Genomic DNA, 20,255 nt, shown 5'->3' on the forward strand with positions numbered 1-20,255 from the left:
GTTTTTGGGAACGCTTCCACGAGCACGATCACGCAATTCCGCTTCCTCTCGTACTCTTGACGTCACTGCGTCTCGCGGATCCTCACCTTTGCCATATCCCGCGCGAATACACCCCTCGGAGCTGTCGCCGTGCCGACCACCCCCACCGCCCCGGAGACCGGTCCGGAGCCGACCGCCACCCGTCCTGCCAGCACGTCTTCCGGTGACGTACCCGCGATGTCGCCGTCCGGCGCGGCGGCCCCCGCCGGCGTCGCGGCATCCGCCGATGCGGGACCGTCGGCCGACGTCGCGGCGGATGCAGGGCTGCCCGGCGTGCCGGCACCCGCCGCCGAGTTGGCGCGGGTCGCCGCGAGCCGGGCCGACGGCGCGCTCGCCGCAGCGGCGCCGGTCCGTCTCGACGACGTGGTGCCGGCGCCCGAGCGGGTGGTCCCGGACCCGGCGGCGGACTTCACCCTGAGCGCGGACGCGGTGCTGCGGGTCAGTCCCGCCGGCCGGGACGTGGCCGAACAGCTCGCCGCCTGGCTGCGCCCGGCCACCGGCTTCCCGCTCCCGGTCGCCGACGCCCCCGAGGGCGGCCCGCTGACGCTCACGCTGTCGCCGGCGGCTCCCGGTCCCGAGGCGGCGACAGGCTCCGGCGAGCCGGACGGCGCAGCCCTCGGCGACGAGGGCTACCGGCTCGACGTGACCGCCGACGGCGTGCGGATCACCGCCGTCAACCCGGCCGGGCTGTTCCACGGGGCGCAGACGCTGCGGCAGCTGCTACCCGCGCCGATCGAGAGCCCGACCGCTGTCGCCGCGCGCTGGGCGGTGCCCGGCGGCACCATCGTCGACCGGCCGCGCTTCCCCTACCGGGGCGCCATGCTCGACGTCGCCCGCCACTTCTTCGGCGTCGAGGACGTCCTGCGGGTGGTCGACCACCTGGCCCGCTACAAGCTCAACCACCTGCACCTGCACCTCACCGACGACCAGGGCTGGCGGATCGCGGTCGACTCCTGGCCCCGGCTCGCCGAGGTCGGCGGCGCGACCGAGGTCGGCGGCGGCCCGGGCGGCTGGTACACCCGTGACGACTACCGCCGCATCGTCGCGTACGCCGCCCGCCGCCACGTGACAGTGGTGCCCGAGATCGACCTGCCGGGCCACACCAACGCGGCGCTCGTCGCGTACCCCGAACTGGCACCCGGCAAGATCGGGCCGCCGCCGTACACCGGCACCGAGGTCGGGTTCAGCTACGTCGACCCCGCCGACGAGCGGACGTACGACTTCGTCGCGGACGTGGTCGGCGAGGTGGCCGCGCTGACGCCCGGGCCGTGGCTGCACCTCGGCGGCGACGAGGCGTTCAAGGTGCCGGCCGACAGCTACCGCGCCTTCGTGGCGCGGGCGCAGCGGCTGGTCGCCGCCACCGGCAAGACCGTCGTCGGCTGGCACCAGCTCGCCCCGGCCGAGCACGTCGACGGGCGCGTCCTGCAGTGGTGGGGCACGAACGGCGACGACCCGGAGACCGCCGACGCGGTACGCCGGGGCGCTCGGCTGATCCTCTCCCCCGGCAACCACGCGTACCTGGACATGAAGTACGCCCCGGACACCCCGATCGGGCACGACTGGGCCGGTCTGATCGACGTACGCCGGGCGTACGAGTGGGATCCGGGCACCCATGTTCGGGGCGTACCGGCAGAGGCCGTGCTGGGCGTGGAGGCGCCGCTCTGGACCGAGTCGGTCTCGACGCCGGCCGAGGTCGAGTACATGCTCTTCCCGCGCCTGCCCGCCGTCGCCGAACTGGGCTGGTCGCCACGCGAGACGCACGACTGGTCCCGGTTCCGCAGCCGGCTCGCCGGCCACGGCCCACGCTGGGCGGCTGCCGGCATCACTTTCCACCCCTCCCCCGAGATCCCCTGGCCCTCAACCGCCCCCCACATCCCCACCCAGCCCACCCCCACCCCCACCCCAACCACCACCCCCTAACCGCCCCCGGCCCCGCCGACCCCAAGCCGATCGATCATGAAGTAGACGGCGACAAACCAGGCACCACCAACTTCATGATCGACGCCCCATCCCAGAAACCGACATTCGGCACCATCACGACTCACCCCCATCGGTCCGGTGATCAAGGATTTTGTGTCCGTTCGAGGCCGCGCGCCGGACACAAACTCCTTGATCACCGGGGTGGGGGGAGGGAGGGAGCCCTTGGGGCGGCGGGGGCGGAGCCCGGGGCAGCCTCGACGGGGTTGGTGTCCGGAATCGGGGTGGTCGGGGTCACCGGTCGGGTGGAATCGGGGGTGGGTGCGGGGCGTTGTACATGGCAGACCGCGCCGCACCCGCCGACCGCCCCGCCCCTCGGTCCGGGAATCAGGCCGGGACGCCGGTCGTTACATCACCGGGCCGTCGAGCAGGCCGACGGATCCCGCCGCCGGAGCAGGCCGACAGCGCCTGTCGAGCAGTAAGACCGGGCGACGCGCGCCGGGAATGACCCCGGGTCCCCGGTCGTTGCATCCCCGAGCCGCCGGAGCAGGCCGTCCCCCTGGCCGCCCGAGCGAGCCACCGGCCCGACGCACATACCGGGCCACCTGATCTCTATTCGCGGCATCCCCCATTGCCGCGTACCCCCGACAGAGAGGCAACTGATCATGGCTACCACTCTGCTGCGCAAGACCGCTCTGACCGTCGCCGGTATCGCCGCCACCGCTGGTGGCATCGCCGGTCCCGCCATCGCCGCCCAGGCCACCCCGGCCGAGCGCGCCGCCGCGCAGGTCACCACCGACCGCAAGCACGGCGAGCGGGAGCTGGACGTGCGCTACGAAGCCCAGCCCAACTTCTACTTCTGCGGCCCGGCCGCCGCGCGTAACGCCCTGAGCGTGCAGGGCAAGAACATCGACGTGCACGCCATGGCCAAGGAGATGGGCACCACCGAGTCCGGCACCAACTCCATCAACGACATCACCCCGGTGCTGAACAAGGAGACCGGTAAGGACGTCTACAAGTCCACCGAGATCCCCGTGGACAAGGCCCGCGACCGGGACAAGGTCGACAAGCTGCGTGCCGACGTGGTCAAGACCGTCGACGACGGCCGGGCCGTGGTCGCCAACATCGCCGGCACCGCCACCGACACCGACGGCAACACCCACTCCTTCGAGGGCGGCCACTACATCAGCGTCGTGGGCTACCGCGACAACGGCAAGGTCGTGACGATCGCCGACTCGGCCAACCCGAACCAGGCCTCCTACCGAATGGACGTCGACGAGCTCGCCCGCTGGATCGCCAGCCGCGGCTACAGCTCCTGACCGAACGACATGACGAAGGGCCCGACCCCAACGGGGGTCGGGCCCTTCGTCATATCCGGGTCAGCCGCCGGAGTCGTCCAGCTCGGCGCCGTCCGGCGGGGTGTCGTCGTCGCGGCTGGCCAGCCACCCGTCGGGCAGGAACACCTTGCCCGGGGAGTTGGTGCGGCCACGCGGCTGGCCGAGGTTCTCCACCGGGAACGGTACGGCCGGGTCGAGCTTGCCGAGCAGGTCGTCCAGCTGCGCCAGGCTCTCGATCATGGCAAGTGAGCGGCGCAGCTCGCTGCCGATCGGGAAGCCCTTCAGGTACCAGGCGACGTGCTTGCGGAAGTCGGTGCAGCCGTCCCGCTCGCCCCGGGCCGGGTTCCGGGCGCCCGCCACGAACTGTTCCACCAGCAGCTCGGCGTGCCGCCGCATGGTCACCGCCACCTCGCCGAGGCTCGGTAGCCGCCGCCCGGCACTGCCGTTGAACGCGGCCTCCAGGTCGGCGAACAGCCACGGCCGGCCCAGGCAGCCACGCCCGATCACCACGCCGTCCACGCCGGTGTGCGCGACCATCCGCAGCGCGTCGTCGGCCTCCCAGATGTCGCCGTTGCCGAGCACCGGCACGTCGAGCGCCGACTTGAGCGTGGCGATGGCGTCCCAGTCGGCGGTGCCGGAGTAGCGCTGCGCTGCCGTACGCCCGTGCAGGGCGACCGCCGCGACGCCCGCGTCCTGGGCCGCCAGCCCCGCCTCGACGTACGTCAGATGGTCGTCGTCGATGCCCTTGCGCATCTTGACGGTGACCGGCACTCCGGCGGGTGACGCGGCGTCCACCGCGGCCTTGACCAGCCGGGCGAACAGCCGGCGGCGCCACGGCAGGGCCGAGCCGCCGCCACGGCGGGTCACCTTGGGCACAGGGCAGCCGAAGTTCAGGTCGATGTGGTCGGCGAGATCGCGCTCGACCACGATCCGCACGGCGGCGGCGGTGATCTCCGGGTCGGTGCCGTAGAGCTGGAGGCTGCGGGGGTGCTCCTCGGCGCCGAAGGCGATCATGCGCAGCGTCTTCGGGTTCCGCTCGACGAGCGCGCGGGTGGTGATCATCTCGCAGACGTAGATGCCGCCGCCCTGCTCACGGCAGAGCCGGCGGAAGCCGACGTTTGTGATCCCGGCCATCGGCGCGAGCACCACCGGCGGCCACACCTGGTGCGGGCTGATGGTCAGCGCGGGCAGCGTCGGAGCAGTCACCGCACAAGTGTAAGGAAGGGCCCCCTCTTAACGTCTCCGGTAGAGCACGGGCCCCTTTTTAACAGGGCGCATATCACAGCCGGCCCGTCCGGCGGGCGTTCTCCACAACCGGGGCGGCTGTCCACAGGCCGGGCGCACGGGCAGGAGGAGCAGCGGTCGAGCCCGCAGGCTGCCGGGCATGCGCGAACAGCCACCCGAACTCAGCGACCTGGCCGAGCGCCAGCAGCAGATCGTCACGCGGACGCAGCTGCTCGGCGTCGGATACGACGACATGTACCTGTACCGGCAGACCCGGCGCGGCCTGTGGCAGCGCGTGCTGCCGGCCACGTACGCACTCGTCACCGGCACCCTCACCGACGAGCAACGGCGCATCTCAGCGGCGCTCTACGCGGGCGCCGACGCGCAGCTCACCGGCCTGGCCGCCCTGGTCTGGTACGGCTTCCGGCACAGTCCGCGCAGCACTGACGTACACCTGGTCCTGCCGCACCACGTGCGGCGCCGCTCGGCCGGTCACGCGGTGATCGCGCGGGCTCTGGAGCTTGATCCGCGGGCCCGGCGGACCGCGCTGTACCCGGTGTGCTCACCGGCCCGGGCGGTCGTGGACGCCGCCCGCGACCTGCGCCAGCTGCGGCCGGTACGGGCGACGGTGGCGGAGGCCGTGCAGCGCGGTTTCACCGACCTGGACAGCCTGGACGCGGAGATCCGCCGGGCCCGGCGCAGCCGCACCGCCCTGATCCGGAAGGCATTCGCGGAGATCACCGACGGGGCCCGCTCCGCGCCGGAGACGGAGCTGCGGGAGTGTCTGGGCGGCAGCGGCGTGCTCGGCCGGATCCTGTGGAACCCGCGGCTGTCGGCGGCCGACGGCACCCGCCTGCCGACGCCGGACGGCTACCTCGCCGACTGCGCGGTGGCGCTGGAGGTCGACTCGCGGGAGTACCACCTCAGCCCGGCCGACTGGGCGCGGACGCTGGACCGGCACAACGAGCTGAGCCGTTACGGGGTGCTCATCCTGCACTTCACGCCGGCGCAGATCCGCAGGGAGCCGGGCCGCGTGCGGCGCACGGTGGAGGACGCGTACGCGGCCCGGCGCGGGCTGGGCGCCGGGACCGGCGTACGGGCGGAGCCGATCTCCCCCGGATGAGGGGTGTTAAGAAGGGGCCCCTTCTCTACGCGAGGCGTTAAGAAGGGGCCCTTCCTTACACGCGGTCAGCAGCCGGGGAGGCGCTCGATCAGGTAGCGCTCGACCTGGTCCAGCGACACCCGCTCCTGGGCCATGGTGTCGCGGTTGCGGACGGTCACCGCGTTGTCGTCGAGCGTGTCGAAGTCGACGGTGACGCAGAACGGCGTGCCGATCTCGTCCTGCCGGCGGTAGCGGCGGCCGATCGCCTGCGAGTCGTCGAACTCGACCACCCAGCGCTTGCGCAGGTCGGTGGCGAGCTGCTTGGCCTTCGGCGACAGCGCCTCGTTGCGCGACAGCGGCAGCACGGCGACCTTGACCGGGGCCAGCCGCGGATCGAAGCGCATGACGGTGCGCTTGTCCACGCCGCCCTTGGTGTTCGGCGCCTCGTCCTCGTCGTACGCCTCCAGCAGGAACGCCAGCACCGCGCGGGTGAGGCCGGCGGCCGGCTCGATCACGTACGGCATCCAGCGCTCGCCCTTGCCCTGGTCGAAGTACGACAGGTCGACGCCGGAGTGCTTGCTGTGCGTGGACAGGTCGAAGTCGGTGCGGTTGGCGATGCCCTCCAGCTCGGCGAACTCGCTGCCGCCGAACCGGAACCGGTACTCGATGTCGACGGTGCGCTTCGAGTAGTGGGAGAGCTTCTCCTTGGGGTGCTCGTAGAAGCGCAGGTTCTCCTCGGACAGGCCGAGGTCGAGGTACCAGTTCCAGCGCTCCTGAAGCCAGTACTCGTGCCACTGCTCGTCGGTGCCGGGCTCGACGAAGAACTCCATTTCCATCTGCTCGAACTCGCGGGTCCGGAAGATGAAGTTGCCGGGGGTGATCTCGTTGCGGAACGACTTGCCGGTCTGCGCGATGCCGAACGGCGGCTTCTTGCGGGCGACCGTCTCGACGTTCTTGTAGTTGACGAAGATGCCCTGGGCGGTCTCCGGGCGCAGGTAGTGCATGCCCTCGTCGCTCTCCACCGGGCCCAGGTAGGTCTTCATCAGGCCGTTGAACATCTTCGGCTCGGTGAAGGTGCCCTTGTTGCCGCAGTTGGGGCAGTTCAGCTCCGTCAGCGAGGTCAGCGGCTTGCCGTGCTTGGCCTCGTACGCCTCTTCCAGGTGGTCGGCCCGGAACCGCTTGTGGCAGGACTGGCACTCGGTGAGCGGGTCGACGAACTCGGCGATGTGGCCGCTGGCCTCCCAGACCTTGCGGGCCAGGATGACCGCCGAGTCGAGGCCGACGACGTCGTCGCGTTGCTGCACCATGGTCCGCCACCACTGCCGGCGGACGTTCTCCTTCAGCTCGACGCCGAGCGGACCGTAGTCCCACGCCGACCGGGTGCCCCCGTAGATCTCGCTTGAGGGAAAGACGAAGCCCCGGCGCTTGGCGAGGCTGGTGACGGCGTCGATACGGTCGGCTGGCATGTTTCCTCCTACGCCGGCTGGCGGTCGGCGCGGTTGAGATGGATGGAACCGGGCTGTTCGGGACAACGGTACGACCGTGTCCGTCCCGAGCCCAGCAGAATACCGGGGGCCGGTCAGCTCACCCCGCAGACCTCCACGCCGCCCGACTGCTGGTCCGGCGCGAGTGTCACGGTCTGCGCCTCCCGCCGGCCGCCGGCGAGCGTGACGTCCACCGGCACGGTGAGCGTGGCGAGGTCGACCTCGCCCACCCGGTAGCCGGAGATCTGCGGCTCGGCGGCGACCCGCCGCTCGAACTCGCGCCGGGGCTCCTGCCTCCGGATGTCCTCGCAGAGCGTGTCGTACGCCTTCGACCACTCCCGGGCCACGAGCGCCTGGTAGTAGTCGTTCGTGACCGCCCGGCCCTGCTCGCCGATCGCCTGGGCGTTGCTCACCGCCAGGCCGACCACCGCCGCGCCGCCTCCACCGCAGCAGATCAGCACCGCCAGCGCGCCCGCGCCGAGGCCGAGCCAGAGCCGGGTCCGCCCGCCCTCTGTGGGCGGGGCGGCGAACGGCGGCGCGACGCCGGGCCCCTGCGGCGGCGCGGGCACCCCGGGGTCCGCCGGCGGCGCGGGCGGAACTGCTGGCGGGGGTGGCGCGGCCGGTCCGGGAGCGGTCATACGCGCCAGGGTAGTGCCCCGGCACTCAGCGGTACGGACCTGCGGCACGATCGCTGGCGACGACGACGATCTCCCCCTCGGGAGCAGCGCTGGCGAGCGTCTCGTACGCCGACGGCTCGTCCACCGATCGGGCGAGCAACGGCACGGCGGTGACCTTGACGTCGAAGCCGCCCAGCGCCCGCCGGTACGCCCCGACCGACTCCCACTCGGTGACCAGGAGCCAGTGGTCCGGGTCGTCGAGGGCGCGCAGCAGTTCGCCGCGCAGGTAGCCGGGGCGGGCGGCGAGCGCGGCCAGCGCGGCGTGCGCCTCCCGGGTGAACTCGTCCACCGTTTCGGCTTCCACCACGAACCGGTTGGTGACCAGCACGGCGTTCCTCCTCGTAGAGTTTGTGGCATGCAGCGTACGCAGAGTCCCGTGCTGTCCCGGTTGGCACGGCTCAACCCGACGGCGGTGTTCCTGGCCGTGCTGGCCCTGGTGCTTGTCGGCCTCTTCGCGCCCGGCCCGGCGGGCGGCGTCCTGCTGCTCGTGCTGGCCGGCGGGCTGGTCTGGCTGATGTCCGTCACCTGGCCGGTGCAGGCCCCGGCGACCCGGCTGCTCCGGCTGGTGATGCTCACCTTGTTGATCGCGGTGGCGCTGGCGAAGCTCATGGTCGGCTGACCGGAGAAGCCGAGCTGACCTGCGCTGACATGCAATCATGCGTTTTTGACAATAGTTTTCGTTGTCGCGGACAGTTGAGCCCATGACCGTTCGCGCACCTCGCCGTACCCTGATCGCCGCCGCCACCGCCCTGCTCGCCACCGCCGGCCTGACCGCCTGCGCGGACGGCACGGGCGGCGCGAGCGAGCCGGGCCGGGTGGGCGTGGTGGCCGCGTTCTACCCGCTCCAGTTCCTGGCCGAGCGGATCGGCGGCGACACGGTCGCGGTCAGCAACCTGACCAAGCCCGGCGCCGAGCCGCACGACCTGGAACTCAACCCGCGGCAGGTCGGCCAGATCGTCGACGCCGACGTGGTCGTCTACCTCGGCGGCTTCCAGCCGGCGGTGGACGAGGCGGTGGAGCAGAACGGGGGTGACCGCGCGTTCGACGTGGCGGGCGTCACGCCGCTGCGGGACGCCGCCGGCGGGCACGACCACGACCACGACGGCGAGGCCGGGCACTCCGACGAGGGCGGCGGCAAGGACCCGCACGTCTGGCTCGACCCGACCCGGCTCGCCACCATCGGCGACAGGCTCGCCGAGCGCCTCGGCAAGGCCGACCCGGACCACGCCGCCGACTACACCGCCCGCGCCGGCGCGCTGCGCACCGAGCTGACGAAGCTGGACACCGAGTACGCCGACGGCCTGCGCACCTGCCAGCGCCGGGAGGTGGTGACCAGCCACGCCGCGTTCGGTTACCTGACCGAGCGCTACGGGCTGGAGCAGATCGGCATCAGCGGGCTCACTCCGGAGACCGAGCCGTCCCCGCAGCGGCTCACCGAGGTCGCGAAGGAGGCCCGGGAGCACCAGGCCGGGACGATCTTCTTCGAGAGCCGGGTCAGCCCGAAGGTCGCCGAGACCATCGCGCGCGAGGTCGGGGCGAAGACCGCGATGCTGGACCCGCTGGAGGGCCCGCCCGCCGAGGGCGACTACCTCTCCGCGATGCGCGCCAACCTGCAGACCCTGCGAACCGCTCTGGACTGCTCATGACCCCACCCGTGATCGAGATCGCGCACGCCACGGTCGGCTACGACGGCCGCCCGGTGCTGCGTGACGTCTCGTTGACAGTGACCTCCGGAGAGGTGGTCGCCGTGCTCGGCGCCAACGGCTCCGGCAAGTCGACGCTCGTGCGCGCCGCGCTCGGCCTGGTGCCGGTCGGTGCCGGGTCGGTCACCCTCTTCGGCACGCCGCAGCGCCGCTTCCGGCAGTGGCACCGCATCGGGTACGTGCCGCAGCGGCTCGGCGCGGGCAGCGGAGTACCAGCGACGGTGCGCGAGGTGGTGGCGTCCGGGCGGCTGGCCCGCCGGGGCGTACTGCGGCCCGCCGGGCGCGCGGACCGGGAGGCGGTGACGGCGGCGCTGGACGCGGTCGGGCTCGCCGACCGGGCCGGTGACCCGGTGTCCACGCTCTCCGGCGGCCAGCAGCAGCGCACCCTGATCGCCCGCGCCCTGGCCGGCGGGCCGGAGCTGCTGGTGCTCGACGAGCCGACCGCCGGGGTGGACGCGGCCAGCCAGGAGGCGTTCGCCGAGGCGCTGCGCGGGTTCCGCGACGGCGGCGGCACGGTGCTGCTCGTCGCCCACGAGCTGGGCCCGTTGCGCCCGCTGATCAGCCGGGCCGTGGTGGTGCACCAGGGCGGGATCGCCCACGACGGCGCGGTGCCGGAGCCGGCCGGCCACCACGCCGACCCGGACCACGAGCACGTGCACCCGCACTGCGACGAGGAGCCCGCCCGGCTCTGGACAGGCATCTGAGATGGATCTCTTCCAGTACGACTTCATGCTCCGCGCCCTGGTCGGCGCGCTGATCATCGGGCTGGCCGCCCCGGCGCTCGGCATCTACCTGGTGCAGCGCCGGCTGGCGTTGATCGGCGACGGGCTCGGGCACGTGGCGCTCACCGGCGTCGGCGCGGGACTGCTGCTCAACCGCTCCCCCGTGCTGGTGGCGGTGATCGCGGCGACGCTCGGCGCGATCGTGATCGAGCTGGTCCGCGCGTACGGGCGCACCTCCGGCGACCTCGCGCTGGCGTTGCTGTTCTACGGCGGCATCGCCGGTGGCGTGATGCTGGTCGGGCTCTCCGACGCCAGCAGCGGGTCGCTCAACGCGTACCTGTTCGGGTCGCTGACCACCACCTCGCCGGGCGACCTGGTCACCATCGGCGTGCTCGGCGCGGTGCTGCTGGTGACCATGCTGGTGCTGCGCCCGGCGCTGTTCGCGGTCTGCCACGACGAGGAGTACGCGCGTGTGTCCGGCCTGCCGGTGCGGACGCTGAACCTGGTCATCGCCGTCGGCACCGCGGTCACCGTGACCATCGCCATGCGGGCGGTCGGGGTGCTGCTGATCAGCGCGCTCATGGTCGTGCCGGTGGCCACCGCGCAGCAGGTGACCCGGGGCTTCCGGTCCACCATGACGGCGGCCATGGCGCTGGGCGTGTTCGCCGCCGGCACCGGCGTCTGGGTGGCGGCGACCGCCAACACGGCGCCCGGCGCCTCGGTGGTGATCGTGGCGATCGGCTCGTTCCTGCTGGTGGCGATCGCCGCGGCCGGTCTGCGGGCGGTGCGGCGGCGGGTGCGGGCCGACCGGTCCACGCCGCCGCCCGAGCCGGCCGAGCACGAGGTGCTGCTGGGATGAGGCCCTGCCCGCCGGCGCAGCTGGGATTGGTTACCGTTACAGGGTGACCGGCACGAACGGGTACGACGCCTTCGAGGGTGCAGGTGACCTGCTGCGCGCGCTCTCCGCCCCGATCCGGCTCGCGATCGTCAGCGAGCTGGCCGAGGGCGAGCGCTGCGTGCACGAGCTGGTCGAGAAGCTCGGCGCCCCGCAGCCGCTGGTCTCCCAGCACCTGCGGGTGCTGCGCGGCGCCGGGGTGGTGCGCGGGTCGCGGCGCGGCCGGGAGATCGCGTACGCGCTCGTCGACGACCACGTGGCCCACATCGTCAGGGACGCGGTCAGTCACGCCGGCGAAGGGTCGCACTGAGCGGGAAATCGGCCAGGTGCCGACGCGCCCGTGTCGTGGGACGCTGTCCGGCGTGAAGATCTACGCCGACCGTTTTCCCACCGCCGTCCGCCAGTTCCTCACCGACCTGCTCGTTGTCGTCTGGGTGTACGCGGCGATCCGCTTCGCGCTGTGGCTGCACGACGTGGTCGAGAAGCTCGCCGTACCCGGGCAGAAGCTGGAGGGGGCCGGCGGTGGACTCGCCGACAACCTGGCCGACGCCGGCGGCAAGGTCGGCCGGGTGCCGATCGTCGGCGACGAGCTGACCGCGCCGTTCACCCGGGCCGCCGACGCCGCCCGCGCGGTCGCCGAGGCGGGCCGCGACCAGCAGGAGTTGGTCGGGCAGCTCGCGCTCGGGCTGACCGTCGCGGTGCTGGTGTTCCCGCTCGGCCTGGTGTTGTTCGGCTGGCTGCCGCTGCGCCTGCGCTGGATGCGCCGGGCCGGCGCGGCCAAGGCCCTGGCCGGCGTGCCGGCCGGCCGGGACCTGCTGGCGCTGCGCGCGCTGGCCGGTCAGCCGCTGTCGAAGCTGACCCGGATCGCGCCCGACGTCGCCGAGGCGTGGCGGCGCGGCGACGACGCGACAGTCGACGCGCTCGCCGCGCTGGAGCTGCGCGAACTGGGGCTGCGCGGCGGCCGGTGAGGTGTGCCGCGCGGTCCGCGCACCCGGTCGGCCGCACCCAGGCGGCCGACCGGGCGGCACGGCCGCCGGGCGGTCCGGTCAGCCGGTGGGCGGGATGCGGCGGCGGACGTCCGGCCCGGTGGACGGGCCGGGTTCCCAGCGGGCCACCCAGGGCAGGTCGGCCGGCGGGGTGACCACGCCCTCCTCCAGCGAGGCGTACCGGCCGGCGACGATCCGTTTGGCTGCGGCCACGTCCACCGAGTCGGTGTTCGACCACAGGCCGGTGAACAGCTCGTCGACGCGCAGCCGCGCCTGCCGGCAGAACAGGTCGGCCAGCTCGACGTTCTCCGGGTGCGCGTCGCGCTCGGCGTAGGCCCGGACGCAGACCGCGCTCATCGCGAACAGCTCCGCGCCGATGTCCACCACCCGGCCGAGGAACGCCTGCTTGCGCTCCATCTTCCCCTGCCAGCGGGACATCGCGTAGAACGTCGACCGGGCCAGCTTGCGGGAGGTCCGCTCGACGTGGCGCAGGTGCCCGGCCAGCGGCCCGAACTCCTGGTACGCCCCGGGCGTCTGCCCCTTGCCGACGGCCAGCGTGGGCAGCCACTTCGCGTAGAAGGCGCCGGCCCGCGCGCCCGCCTTGGCCTTGCGGCCCAGCCCGGCGTCGGGATCGATGATGTCGCCCGCGACGGACAGGTGCGCGTCGACCGCCTCGCGGGCGATCAGCAGGTGCATGATCTCGGTGGAGCCCTCGAAGATCCGGTTGATCCGCAGGTCGCGCAGGAGCTGCTCGACGGCGGCCGGCCGTTCCCCACGGGCGGCCAGCGAGTCGGCCGTCTCGTAGCCGCGGCCACCGCGGATCTGGATCAGCTCGTCGGCGATCCGCCAGGCCATCTCGCTGGCGTAGAGCTTGACCAGCGCCGCCTCGATCCGGATGTCGTTGCGGTCGTCGTCGGCGAGCATGCAGGACAGGTCGAGCATCGACTCCATGCCGTACGTGGTGGCGGCGATGAAGGACAGCTTCTTCGCCACCGCCTCGTGCTCGCCCACCGGGCGGCCCCACTGGACCCGGTCCGCCGCCCACTCCCGGGCCACGTTCAGCGCCCACTTGCCGGCGCCGACGCACATGGCCGGCAGCGAGAGCCGGCCGGTGTTCAACGTGGTCAGTGCGATCTTCAGGCCCTTGCCCTCACCGCCGATCACATTCTCCTTCGGCACGAAGACGTCGTGGAACCGGGTGAGGCTGTTCTCCAGGCCACGCAGCCCGACGAAGGAGTTGCGCCGCTCGACGGTGATGCCGTCGCTGTCGCCCTCCACCACGAACGCGGTGATGCCGCCGCGCCTCCCCTCGCCGGCCGGCACCCGGGCCATCACCACGAGCAGGGTGGCGAGTGTGCCGTTGGTGGCCCAGAGCTTCACCCCGTTGAGCCGGTAGCCGGTGCCGTCGGCGGTGGGCTCGGCGGTGGTGGCGAGCCGGGCCGGGTCGGAGCCGACGTCCGGCTCGGTGAGCAGGAACGCGGAGACCTCACCGGCGGCGAGCCGGGGCAGGAACCGTTCCTTCTGCTCGGGCGTGCCGAACATCTTCAGCGGCTGCGGCACGCCGATCGACTGGTGTGCGGAGAGAAGCGCGCTGACCGCCGGGTTCACCGAACCGACGAGCATCAGCGCCCGGCAGTAGTGCAGGTTGCTCAGCCCGAGCCCGCCGTACTTCCGGTCGATCTTCATGCCGAACGTGCCCAGCCCGGCCAGGCCGTGGAACACCTCGTCGGGGATGTGGGCGTCCCGCTCGATCGCCTCGCCGTCCACCTCGGACGTCAGGTACGCGCGCAGCGCGCCGAGGAACTCGTCCGCGCGGGCCACCTCGGCCGGGTCGGGGCGGGGCCACGGGTCGATCAGGTCGAGCCGGAACCGGCCGAGGAACAGTTCCTTGCCGAAGCTGGGCCGGTCCCAGGCCGACTCGCGGGCCGCCTCGGCGACCTGGCGGGCCTCCTTCTCGGAGACCCGGCCCGCCTCGGTGGGCAGCGGCCCCGCGCCGTCGGGTGACTCGGGCCGGCTGTTGTGTGTCGTGGTCACGGCTGCCTCCTCGTCGGTCCGGCTGCGTCGACGCGTTCGACGAAACGACGCTACCCCCGGGTGTTACCCAGGGGTAGCGCCGCGTGCACGTCCGATTTGGCGGACGGTCAGCCGCCGGTGAGCGTCTGCGGGTCGTCGTCCTCGTCGTCGATGTCGTCCTCACCCCAGTTGCGGCGGCTGAACGGAAGGATCGCCCAGAAGATCAGGAACCACAGGCCGGTGAGCGCGCTGAGCAGGAACGCGATCGGCCGGTCGAGTACGAAGTCGGAGACCAGCAGGACCGAGCTGACCATCGCGATGAGCATGAAGAACAGGCCGCCGGTGGCCATCCGGTGGGCGAAGCGGACCAGTTCCGGCTTGCGTCCCTGGCGGAACAGCGCCCGGTGGAACGCCACCGGAGAGATGATCATGGCGGCGGACGCGGCGGCGGTCAGCAGCGCCAGGATGTAGATGTCGCGCTGGAACTCGGTGGTCCGGTCGAACCCGGCGCTGAACGGCAGCGTCAGCAGGAAGGCGAACAGGATCTGCACGCCGGTCTGCGCGACCCGCAGCTCCTGCAACAGATCGGCGAAGTTGCGCTGCCAGCGCTGCTTCTCGGATTCCTTCGACACTCGCGGACCTCCCCGGGAGACGGCACGGCCGGCGGGAAACGCCCACCGGCGCACCGCCTGTGCCCCGTACGGATGATTACGAAACCGGCTCAGGAACCCCTGCGGATCCGGCCCGCGTACCGGGCTTCGAGTTCGGCGTTGTGCTCGTCGCCGCCGGTGATGTTCGCGGACAGGTAGACCGGCGGGCGCTGCCCCGCCGCGACCAGCCGGGCCACCACCTCGGCGACGATCTGCTGGGCGAGCAGCGCGGCGGTGATCGAGGAGACCGCGCCGACCGCGCCGCCACCGGGCAGCGGCAGCGTGGCGTCGCCGTACGGGGCGCCGTTGTCCAGTACCACGTCGGCGAAGTCGGCGAGCTTGCGGCCGGACGGGTGCCGCGAGGTCATCCGGGCCGAGTGCCGCGCCGAGGTGATCGCCACCAGGCCGTGCCCGCGTTCCTTCACGATGGACGCGAACTCGACCATCGCCCCGTTCACGCCCGAGTTCGAGGCGAGCACGAACACGTCCTGCGGCCGGATCGGCGCCAGCTCGTAGAGGCGGTGCGCCACCGCCGGGTCGCGTTCCAGCTTCGGGCCGAGCACGTCGACCGGGTCGCCGCCGACGAGCACCAGGTCACGCAACGCGATCCGGTTGGTGGGCACCAGCCCGCCGGCCCGCCCGGCGATCTCCATGGCCAGCGCCTCGGAGTGCCCGGTGCCGAACGCGTGCACCACCCCGTCGGCGCTCACCGCCGCCGCGATCAGGTCGGCCGCGGCGGCCACGTTGCGTCGCTGCTCGGCGGCGACCCGGCCGATGGTCTCGGTCACCACCGCCAGGTACGCCTCGGCGCTCACCGTCATGCTTCCTCCGTTTCCGCACACCGGGCGAGGATCGCCTCGGCCAGCGGGCCGGGCGCCTCGTCCGGGATCCAGTGGCTGACCCCGGACAGCGTCACGAACCGGTAGTCGCCGGTGACGTGCGCGGCGCAGGCCTGCGCCGCCGTCCGGCCGATCGCCACGTCCTTGTCGCTCCAGACGAACGTGGTGGGCACCCCGACCGGGGCGACCGCCTTCATGTCCGCCCCGGTCATCGCGCGGTACCAGTTCAGCGCCGCCGTCAACGCCTCCGGCTCGCGCATCGGCTCGGCGTACCGGGCCACCGCGCCGGCGTCGCCCACCCCGCTGAGCAGCCTGCGCAGCGCGGTGGCGTTCAGGGCCAGGAGCACCTTCTCCGCCATACCGGGCTTGCGGAACAACGTGATGTAGGCGGACTTGACCTTCTGCCGCGGGTCGGTGGCGAGCGCGTGCCCCATCGCGGCCGGGTGCGGCACCGACACCGCGGTCAGCGTCCGCACCCGCTCCGGGTGCGCCGCCGCCAGGCCCCACGCGACGATCGCGCCCCAGTCGTGGCCGACCACGTGGGCACGCGTCACCCCGAGCGCGTCGAGCACGGCCGCCGCGTCGGCCACCAGCTCCGGGATCCGGTACGCCCCGACGTCGGCCGGCCGCGCGCCGGGCGAGTAGCCGCGCTGGTCGGGCGCGTACGTGCGCAGCCCGGCGGCGTGCAGCGCGGGCGTGACCGCGTCCCACTCGCCGGAGTGCTGCGGGAAGCCGTGCAGCAACAGGACCGGGTCACCGTCCCCGGGGCCGCCGGCGCGTACCTCGAACGTCAGTCCCCGCGCATCCACCAGCATGATCGCCACCATACCGACACTCGCCCTGCTGGGCCGGGGCCCATTGTCGGTGCTAGCGTCTGCGACGAGACAACTTCACATCCGACAGGGGAGCGCACAGCGCTGAGAGTGCGGGCCGGTGCCCGCAGACCCTCGAACCTGATCTGGGTAATGCCAGCGCAGGGAGTTCGGTCGACCTCCAGCCGCGTCGCCGTCCGGTGACCACCGGGCGCGGCGTGCGTCTTCTCCTGGTTCACCTCGACGAACTGGGAGCCAACCGTGAACCACACCGACAGCAACCGCTGGCGTACCGTCGACATCGTCGTCGCCTCGGTCATCGCCGTCGCCTTCGGCGTCGTGTTCTGGGCCTGGGGCCTGCTCTGGAGCGCCACCGACGCGGCGTTCGCGTTCTTCCCGCCGGCCCAGGCCGTGCTCTACGGCGTGTGGCTGATCCCGGCGGTGCTCGCCGGCCTGATCATCCGCAAGCCGGGCGCCGCCCTGTACTGCGAGACGGTGGCCGCGATCGTCTCCGCCCTGCTGGGCAGCCAGTGGGCGGGGATCGTGATCCTCCAGGGCCTGATGCAGGGCATCGGTGCCGAGCTGGCCTTCGCGGCGTTCCGGTACCGCTCGTTCAAGCTGCCGGTGGCGGTGCTGGCCGGTGCGATGACCGGCCTCGGTGCGGCCATCTTCGACTTCGTCTACTGGAACAAGGCGCTCGACTTCGCCTCCTACCGCCTCCCGTACGCGCTGATCACGATCGTCAGCGCCACGATCGTCGCCGGCTTCGGCGCGCACATCCTCACCCGCGCCCTGGCCAACACCGGCGTCCTGGACCGCTTCCCCGCCGGCCGCGACCGAGCCCTGGTCTGACGGCTCGCACCACCCCACCCACCCCGGTGATCAAGGAGTTCGCGTCCGCCGGGCACGGTTTTCCGGACGCGAACTCCTTGATCACGCAGGCTGGGGCGGGAGAGGGGTGGTGGGGGGGTGAGCGGGGTGGTGCTGCGGGGGTTCGGGTGGCGGCACGGGGGACGTCGGCGCTGGGCTCTCCGTGGGGTGGATCTGCGGGTGGAGAGCGGCGAGCGGGTGCTGCTGCTCGGGCCCTCCGGGGCCGGTAAGAGCACCCTGCTGGCCGCGCTGGCCGGGCTGCTGCCGGAGGACTCCGGCGAGCAGGAGGGCACCGTCGAGATCGACGGGCTCGATCCGCGTAAGGCCCGCGAGCGCGTCGGCATCCTGTTCCAGGACCCGCAGACCCAGCTCGTGATGGCCCGCTCCGGCGACGACGTCGCGTTCGGGCTGGAGAACCGCGGCGTACCGGCCGACGAGATCTGGGCCCGCGTCGACGAGGCGCTGCACCGGGCCGGCTTCCCGTACCCCCGGGACCGCCCGACCGCCGCGCTCAGCGGCGGCGAGCAGCAGCGGCTGGCGCTGGCCGGCACGCTCGCGCTGCGCCCCGGCCTGCTGCTGCTCGACGAGCCCACCGCCAACCTCGACCCGGCCGGCGCCGCCCTGATCCGTCGGGCCGTCGCGGACGCGCTCGACCCGGACACCACGATGATCCTGGTCGAGCACCGGGTCACCGAGGCGTTGCCGCTCGTCGACCGGGTCGTGGTGCTCGAACCCGGCGGCGGGGTGCGCGCCGACGGGCCACCCGACGTGGTCTTCGCCGCGCACGGCGACACGCTGGCCGCCGCCGGGGTCTGGGTACCCGGCCACGTCGCGCCACCCCGGCACGCGGCCGCGCCGCCCGGCGACGTGTTGCTCACCGCGGAGCGGCTCGGCCTGCCGCCCCGGCTGAACCCCACCGACCTCCGGGTACGCGCCAGCGAGGCGCTCGCCGTCCTCGGCCCCAACGGTGCGGGCAAGTCGACGCTGGCGCTGCTCCTGGGCGGCCTGCTGAGACCCGGAACGGGCGCGGTCACCGCGTCGGCGGAACTGGCCGGGCGGGACGCGCGCACTCCCCCGCACCGCTGGCGGGCGCCCGCGCTGGTACGCCGGATCGGGTCGGTGTTCCAAGACCCGGAGCACCAGTTCGTCACCGCCACCGTCCGCGACGAGCTGGCGCTCGGCCCGCGCCGCACCGGGCAGCCCGAGACGGCGGTGACCGCCACCGTGGACGAGTTGCTGCACCGGCTGCGGCTGGACCGGCTGGCCGGCGCCAACCCGTACACCCTCTCCGGTGGTGAGGCGCGGCGGCTGAGCGTGGCGACGGCCCTGGCCACCGCGCCCCGCCTGCTGATCTGCGACGAGCCGACGTTCGGCCAGGACCGGCGCACCTGGCTGGAGCTGGTCGACCTGCTGGCCGGGCTGCGCGACGCCGGGCACGGTGTGGTCGCGGTGACCCACGACGCGGACTTCGTGGCCGCGCTGGCCGACCGCACGCTCACAGTGGACCGCTCCTCCGCCGGGGTGGTCCCGTGATCGACCTCGAACCGGTCGCCGCGCCCGGTGCGGCGCTGGCCCGGCGCAACCCGGTGGCCAAGCTGGCCGCCGCGCTGGTCTTCACAGTCATCCTGGTGGCGACGCTCGACCCGGTCGCCCCGGCCGTCGCCATCGCCGTCGAACTCGCGGTGCTGCCGCTGTTCGGCGTCCGCTACCGGGTGCTCGCCCGGCGGGCCTGGCCGCTGCTCGCCGGTGCCGTCGGCATCCTGGTCACGCTGGTGCTCTTCGCCGCCGACCGCTCCGGCCGGGTGCTCGTCGAGGCCGGCCCGGTCCTGGTCACCGAGGGCGTGCTCGTCACGGCGCTGGGCCTGGTGCTGCGGATGCTCGCCGTGGCGCTGCCCGGCGTCGTCGTGTTCGCCACCACCGACCCCACCGACCTGGCCGACGCGCTGATCCAGAACGCGAAGGCGCCCGCCCGGTTCGCCATCGGGGCGCTGGCCGCCTTCCGGATGGTGCCGCTGCTGGAGCAGGAGTGGCGGATGATCAGCATGGCCCGGCGGGCCCGCGGCGTGGACGCCGGCCGCAACCCGCTGGCCAAGCTGCGGCTGTTCGCGTCCACCGCGTTCACGCTGCTGGTCGGCGCGATCCGGCGGGGTACGCGGCTCGCCGTGGCGATGGACGCCCGTGGCTTCGACGCGGGTACCCCGCGCACTGTGGCACGCCCGCAGCGCTTCACCGCCGCCGACGCGCTGTTGGTCGCAGGCGCCGCCGCCCTGGCTGCCGCCGCCCTGGCCACAAGCATCGCCCTGGGCACCTTCCGCCCCTTGATCGGCTGACCCCTCCCCTATCCGCGCCGTTGACCATGAAGTTGACGGCACCGGTTGCCGGGTTTATCGCCGCCAACCTCATGATCAACCGGGCCGGGCGAGATGTTGGTACGGAATGGCCCCTACGAGGGTCGGGGACGCTCGGGCAGGCCCTGGACGGGCCTGCCCGGTGGACGGCTGACCGGGAACGGGACTGTCGATCAGCTGCGGCGGAAGGCGTAGAACCGGGTCTGGCCGGCGCGCTGGCTGCGCCCGGTGAACCGGGCCTGCCGCCCTGCCGGTGGACCCGACCTGGGCGGCGTCGCGGATGCGCCTGGCAGGACCGGGGTCTCCAGAGACTCCGAGGGCGACACCGCCGGCACAGCCGGGACTGGCGACACCGCATCCGGAGACACGGTCGGTGCCGCCAGCTCGGTCGGGAGTACCACCGCGGGCGGCGACGCGGTGAGCGCGTCGAGCTTCGGCGGGGTCACCTGCGGCGCGGACGGCTTACGGGACTTCTTCGGGTTGCGCTTCGCGGGCATTCGCGGGCCTCCTGTCGTACGGACGCGCCGACCGGGACGCGCCGAGCGGGGGCTCCGGTGCGTTCCGATCACGACGGACACCGCGACCGACGGTGGCGGGGAAGGAATGCGGACGCCCGGAGCAGGACGGGTCCACGGGC

At 73.1% G+C, this 20,255-nt stretch carries 20 protein-coding genes and 1 riboswitch; of the genes, 12 read left to right on the forward strand and 8 right to left on the reverse strand.

Translation table 11 applies throughout. The features are described 5' to 3' along the window. The first annotated feature begins 129 nt into the window (after window positions 1-129). On the forward strand, window positions 130-1,959 hold the full coding sequence (locus tag AB0B20_RS13595; protein ID WP_357388664.1) for a family 20 glycosylhydrolase: 1,830 nt from the start codon (window positions 130-132) through the stop codon (window positions 1,957-1,959). Window positions 1,960-2,621: 662 nt separating this feature from the next. Beyond that, window positions 2,622-3,275, forward strand: a complete 654-nt coding sequence (locus AB0B20_RS13600) for a C39 family peptidase (RefSeq protein WP_357470610.1) — start codon at window positions 2,622-2,624, stop codon at window positions 3,273-3,275. Window positions 3,276-3,335: 60 nt separating this feature from the next. On the opposite strand, the gene dusB is transcribed toward AB0B20_RS13600, so the two are convergent. Beyond that, the gene (gene dusB / locus AB0B20_RS13605; RefSeq protein ID WP_357388668.1) at window positions 3,336-4,499 is read right to left on the reverse strand and encodes a tRNA dihydrouridine synthase DusB; all 1,164 of its coding nucleotides are present in this window, start codon (window positions 4,497-4,499) and stop codon (window positions 3,336-3,338) included. A gap of 178 nt (window positions 4,500-4,677) precedes the next feature. Between dusB and AB0B20_RS13610 the strand changes: the two genes are divergently transcribed. Then, entirely contained in the window at window positions 4,678-5,640 is a 963-nt protein-coding gene (locus AB0B20_RS13610) for a type IV toxin-antitoxin system AbiEi family antitoxin domain-containing protein (RefSeq protein WP_357388670.1), read from the forward strand. 65 nt (window positions 5,641-5,705) lie between these two features. On the opposite strand, the gene AB0B20_RS13615 is transcribed toward AB0B20_RS13610, so the two are convergent. The 3 genes from AB0B20_RS13615 to AB0B20_RS13625 form a co-directional block, all read right to left on the reverse strand. Further along, the gene (locus tag AB0B20_RS13615) at window positions 5,706-7,085 is read right to left on the reverse strand and encodes a glycine--tRNA ligase (protein WP_194802327.1); all 1,380 of its coding nucleotides are present in this window, start codon (window positions 7,083-7,085) and stop codon (window positions 5,706-5,708) included. 113 nt (window positions 7,086-7,198) lie between these two features. Then, complete coding sequence (locus tag AB0B20_RS13620) at window positions 7,199-7,672, reverse strand: hypothetical protein (RefSeq protein ID WP_357388531.1); 474 nt, start codon at window positions 7,670-7,672, stop codon at window positions 7,199-7,201. 94 nt (window positions 7,673-7,766) lie between these two features. After that, the gene (locus AB0B20_RS13625; protein ID WP_357388516.1) at window positions 7,767-8,108 is read right to left on the reverse strand and encodes an antibiotic biosynthesis monooxygenase family protein; all 342 of its coding nucleotides are present in this window, start codon (window positions 8,106-8,108) and stop codon (window positions 7,767-7,769) included. Window positions 8,109-8,135: 27 nt separating this feature from the next. Between AB0B20_RS13625 and AB0B20_RS13630 the strand changes: the two genes are divergently transcribed. From AB0B20_RS13630 to AB0B20_RS13655, 6 genes are all read left to right on the forward strand, one after another. Then, on the forward strand, window positions 8,136-8,399 hold the full coding sequence (locus AB0B20_RS13630) for a DUF6703 family protein (protein WP_355512794.1): 264 nt from the start codon (window positions 8,136-8,138) through the stop codon (window positions 8,397-8,399). Between the two features lie 82 nt (window positions 8,400-8,481). Next, window positions 8,482-9,426 carry a metal ABC transporter substrate-binding protein gene (locus AB0B20_RS13635; RefSeq protein ID WP_357388514.1) on the forward strand — a complete coding sequence of 315 codons (945 nt, stop codon included), beginning with the start codon at window positions 8,482-8,484 and terminating at the stop codon, window positions 9,424-9,426. Continuing rightward, on the forward strand, window positions 9,423-10,187 hold the full coding sequence (locus tag AB0B20_RS13640; protein WP_357388512.1) for a metal ABC transporter ATP-binding protein: 765 nt from the start codon (window positions 9,423-9,425) through the stop codon (window positions 10,185-10,187). The genes AB0B20_RS13635 and AB0B20_RS13640 overlap by 4 nt, the downstream gene beginning before the upstream one ends. Window position 10,188: 1 nt before the next feature. Continuing rightward, window positions 10,189-11,064, forward strand: a complete 876-nt coding sequence (locus AB0B20_RS13645; protein WP_357388510.1) for a metal ABC transporter permease — start codon at window positions 10,189-10,191, stop codon at window positions 11,062-11,064. 43 nt (window positions 11,065-11,107) lie between these two features. After that, the gene (locus AB0B20_RS13650; RefSeq protein ID WP_357388508.1) at window positions 11,108-11,410 is read left to right on the forward strand and encodes a metalloregulator ArsR/SmtB family transcription factor; all 303 of its coding nucleotides are present in this window, start codon (window positions 11,108-11,110) and stop codon (window positions 11,408-11,410) included. Between the two features lie 52 nt (window positions 11,411-11,462). Next, window positions 11,463-12,068, forward strand: coding sequence for a hypothetical protein (locus AB0B20_RS13655; RefSeq protein WP_194802331.1), 606 nt, complete (start codon window positions 11,463-11,465; stop codon window positions 12,066-12,068). A gap of 78 nt (window positions 12,069-12,146) precedes the next feature. Here AB0B20_RS13655 and AB0B20_RS13660 read toward each other — a convergent pair whose 3' ends face one another. The 4 genes from AB0B20_RS13660 to AB0B20_RS13675 all read right to left on the reverse strand — a co-directional run bounded on the left by AB0B20_RS13660 (window position 12,147) and on the right by AB0B20_RS13675 (window position 16,403). Beyond that, on the reverse strand, window positions 12,147-14,120 hold the full coding sequence (locus tag AB0B20_RS13660) for an acyl-CoA dehydrogenase family protein (protein WP_357470613.1): 1,974 nt from the start codon (window positions 14,118-14,120) through the stop codon (window positions 12,147-12,149). 107 nt (window positions 14,121-14,227) lie between these two features. Beyond that, a complete protein-coding gene (locus tag AB0B20_RS13665; protein ID WP_357388504.1) occupies window positions 14,228-14,731 on the reverse strand; it encodes a DUF6328 family protein in 504 nt (167 codons plus the stop codon). Between the two features lie 89 nt (window positions 14,732-14,820). After that, complete coding sequence (locus AB0B20_RS13670) at window positions 14,821-15,570, reverse strand: SIS domain-containing protein (protein ID WP_357470616.1); 750 nt, start codon at window positions 15,568-15,570, stop codon at window positions 14,821-14,823. Further along, complete coding sequence (locus AB0B20_RS13675) at window positions 15,567-16,403, reverse strand: alpha/beta hydrolase (protein ID WP_357470619.1); 837 nt, start codon at window positions 16,401-16,403, stop codon at window positions 15,567-15,569. Before AB0B20_RS13675 ends, AB0B20_RS13670 begins: the two co-directional genes overlap by 4 nt. A 76-nt stretch (window positions 16,404-16,479) precedes the next feature. Beyond that, window positions 16,480-16,586: riboswitch (TPP riboswitch) on the forward strand. A gap of 75 nt (window positions 16,587-16,661) precedes the next feature. On the opposite strand from AB0B20_RS13675, the gene AB0B20_RS13680 reads away from it, so the two are divergent. The 3 genes from AB0B20_RS13680 (at window position 16,662) to AB0B20_RS13690 (ending at window position 19,600) form a co-directional block, all read left to right on the forward strand. Beyond that, on the forward strand, window positions 16,662-17,252 hold the full coding sequence (locus tag AB0B20_RS13680; RefSeq protein ID WP_357388498.1) for an ECF transporter S component: 591 nt from the start codon (window positions 16,662-16,664) through the stop codon (window positions 17,250-17,252). Between the two features lie 117 nt (window positions 17,253-17,369). Then, a complete protein-coding gene (locus AB0B20_RS13685; RefSeq protein ID WP_357470621.1) occupies window positions 17,370-18,803 on the forward strand; it encodes an ABC transporter ATP-binding protein in 1,434 nt (477 codons plus the stop codon). Further along, window positions 18,800-19,600, forward strand: a complete 801-nt coding sequence (locus AB0B20_RS13690; protein ID WP_357388494.1) for an energy-coupling factor transporter transmembrane component T — start codon at window positions 18,800-18,802, stop codon at window positions 19,598-19,600. Before AB0B20_RS13685 ends, AB0B20_RS13690 begins: the two co-directional genes overlap by 4 nt. The last annotated feature ends 655 nt before the right edge of the window (window positions 19,601-20,255 follow it).

The sequence above is a fragment of the Micromonospora sp. NPDC049151 genome, assembly GCF_040648395.1.
Lineage (GTDB): Bacteria > Actinomycetota > Actinomycetes > Mycobacteriales > Micromonosporaceae > Micromonospora.

What these genes read in the sequence shown, in the direction of transcription:
- AB0B20_RS13600 (WP_357470610.1), top strand. Translation starts at nt 2,622, where the DNA reads ATGGCTACCACTCTGCTGCGCAAGACCGCTCTGACCGTCGCCGGTATC.
- AB0B20_RS13610 (WP_357388670.1), top strand. Translation starts at nt 4,678, where the DNA reads ATGCGCGAACAGCCACCCGAACTCAGCGACCTGGCCGAGCGCCAGCAG.
- AB0B20_RS13615 (WP_194802327.1), bottom strand. Translation starts at nt 7,085, where the DNA reads ATGCCAGCCGACCGTATCGACGCCGTCACCAGCCTCGCCAAGCGCCGG.
- AB0B20_RS13630 (WP_355512794.1), top strand. Translation starts at nt 8,136, where the DNA reads ATGCAGCGTACGCAGAGTCCCGTGCTGTCCCGGTTGGCACGGCTCAAC.
- AB0B20_RS13635 (WP_357388514.1), top strand. Translation starts at nt 8,482, where the DNA reads ATGACCGTTCGCGCACCTCGCCGTACCCTGATCGCCGCCGCCACCGCC.
- AB0B20_RS13640 (WP_357388512.1), top strand. Translation starts at nt 9,423, where the DNA reads ATGACCCCACCCGTGATCGAGATCGCGCACGCCACGGTCGGCTACGAC.
- AB0B20_RS13645 (WP_357388510.1), top strand. Translation starts at nt 10,189, where the DNA reads ATGGATCTCTTCCAGTACGACTTCATGCTCCGCGCCCTGGTCGGCGCG.
- AB0B20_RS13670 (WP_357470616.1), bottom strand. Translation starts at nt 15,570, where the DNA reads ATGACGGTGAGCGCCGAGGCGTACCTGGCGGTGGTGACCGAGACCATC.
- AB0B20_RS13675 (WP_357470619.1), bottom strand. Translation starts at nt 16,403, where the DNA reads ATGCTGGTGGATGCGCGGGGACTGACGTTCGAGGTACGCGCCGGCGGC.